2 protein-coding genes are annotated in these 773 nt (G+C 67.8%); one reads left to right on the top strand and one right to left on the bottom strand.

Annotation, left to right across the window (positions count from 1 at the left end):
- Nucleotides 1–188 (top strand): hypothetical protein (locus tag IEY99_RS34800; protein WP_229799509.1); only part of this gene is annotated, 188 nt, incomplete at its 5' end.
- A 115-nt stretch (nt 189–303) separates the two neighbouring features.
- On the opposite strand, the gene IEY99_RS33795 is transcribed toward IEY99_RS34800, so the two are convergent.
- Nucleotides 304–773, bottom strand: a 470-nt coding sequence (locus IEY99_RS33795) for a hypothetical protein (RefSeq protein ID WP_189208195.1), incomplete at its 5' end; no start/stop codon positions are given.

Genomic DNA, 773 nt, shown 5'->3' with positions numbered 1-773 from the left:
CCAACTTCGTGCCCCGTGCGATCGCCGCTCTTGACGTGGCCAGCGAGGTCACCGGAGACACCCGTACAGACGTACTAAACCGGGCGGTGCAATTCTATGCATACCTGGTCAAAAGGGCTGAAGAGGGCATGTTGATCTTCGTGGAAGATCCCAAAACCGGGACCAAGGAGAGAGTGGTCTTCTTCTGACTCGGTGCCCCCCGGAGATCGGCTTTCCGGGGGGCACAACTTTGCCACCACGAACCCTGGCGAAGAACCGGACGTACGCGGCGAGCCGGGTGACCGGCGGTACGGTGAGGCTTCCTCAGCACGCGTCCGCCCGTACATAGACGCCACACCACGCGGGCGCCTCCACCGCAACGATCTGCCAACCGTCATCGTCGCGGGTCTCGAACCGCCACGGGTGCACAGTGCTCTGGTAGCTCAGCGCGCTTCCGCCGGAGCCCCACCAGACCGCCTGCACGTCCACCGCCACCTCGACCCGGCCCTCCTCCAGCTCGCGGACCGTCAGCGTGCCGAAGCTCAGCCGGACCGCGTCGCTGCTCTTCATCGCGTCGCGGTACGCCCGCCACCCGGCCACCAGCTCGTCCTCACGCTCATCGTCGAGCACGTTGATCAGGCCTTCCTCGGCGCCGTAGCTCAGCGCCTGCAGGTACTGACTCGCCGCCACGTCGGGCGACACCGCGCCCCGGCTCGCCTCGGCGGTCACCCGCCACACCCAGGCCACCGGCACCGCGACCACGGTCCCGCCGCAGCACACCAGCACGGTCGGCA

The sequence above is a fragment of the Couchioplanes azureus genome (assembly GCF_014648355.1).
Classification (GTDB): domain Bacteria; phylum Actinomycetota; class Actinomycetes; order Mycobacteriales; family Micromonosporaceae; genus Actinoplanes; species Actinoplanes azureus.
The sequence above is the reverse complement of the archived record's forward strand: the minus strand, read 5'-3'. Positions and strand labels throughout refer to the sequence as shown.